Annotated in this window: 1 pseudogene; it reads right to left on the reverse strand. The window is 31.9% G+C overall.

Features of this window, described 5'->3' with window-relative positions:
- Positions 1–1,073, reverse strand: a pseudogene (locus GXK56_RS27480) (sugar ABC transporter substrate-binding protein); the annotation flags it as partial.

Consider the following 1,073-nt stretch of genomic DNA (forward strand, 5'->3'; position numbering starts at 1 on the left):
ACTCTTCTTCTTACTTCTTTAGTAAGTGCATCTTCATAAGCTTTTAAATCTGCTTGTGTTGATAAAGTTTTTTGGTATTCCTTCCAAGTAGAATCATATTCTCCTGTACCAACCATGATAACTTTTGGTAACCATTTATGCTTAACTTCATCCATTTTTTGCATTGCTATACCTGCTGGTTGATCTGCTGTTAATGTACCAGTAAATGACCAAATTGGATACCAAGCTTCATTTTCTGGTTCTGGTTCATTCATGAAATCTGTGAATTTCTTATATCCATATGCATCAAGAATCTTTTTATCTGTCTCACTTAATGTTGCTCTAAATTCCCCTGGTTGATCAGCAGCACTTGCAGTATTAATTCCATCTGCTAACATTCCTTTATAATTTGGGATATAACTATATGAACACATATTTGCTGTAACCCAGTCTTGATTTCTATTATTTTGTCTTTGTTCTTCAGTTCTATAGAATACTCCTTTTTCATCTACTTTATAGTCAACATCTTTTTCTCCCCAAGATCTTAAAACTCTTACTTCAGGATCTAATAAATCATTAAGTGCTTTTAAAGCACCATCTACGTCTTTACAACTAGTTGTAATTCCAAGTCCAGCACCAGCATTATAATCTGGCATACTTCTATAATGTGGCTTAACATTAGGATCAAGTGTTAAAGGTAATGGTACATAAGTTCTTTCATCTAAGTTTTGTTGTTTCAATGCTCTTTCTGCTTTATCAAATTGCCATTGTTGGTCAACCATTCCAAGAACTCTACCTGTAGAAAGTTTTGATATATATTGATCGTAATTTGCTGTAAATGTTTCAGGATCTATTATACCTTTGTTATATTCTTCATTTAACTTTTTATAATATTTTTCTGCTTCTGGAATTGTTTCATAACACTTAGCTGTTAATGTTGCTTTATCTACAACTGCTTTACCATCATTAGGATATCCAGCTAAGAATTGAGGTGGATTTTCCAAACAGAAATATTTTGTATCATATGATAAAATTTCAAATCCTATAGTTGGTTGTCCATCTATTGTTGGATTTGCTGCTTTATATTTTTCAAT

Origin of the sequence: Clostridium sp. C2-6-12 (genome assembly GCF_009928485.1) — a bacterium.
In the GTDB taxonomy this organism is placed as follows: domain Bacteria; phylum Bacillota; class Clostridia; order Clostridiales; family Clostridiaceae; genus Clostridium.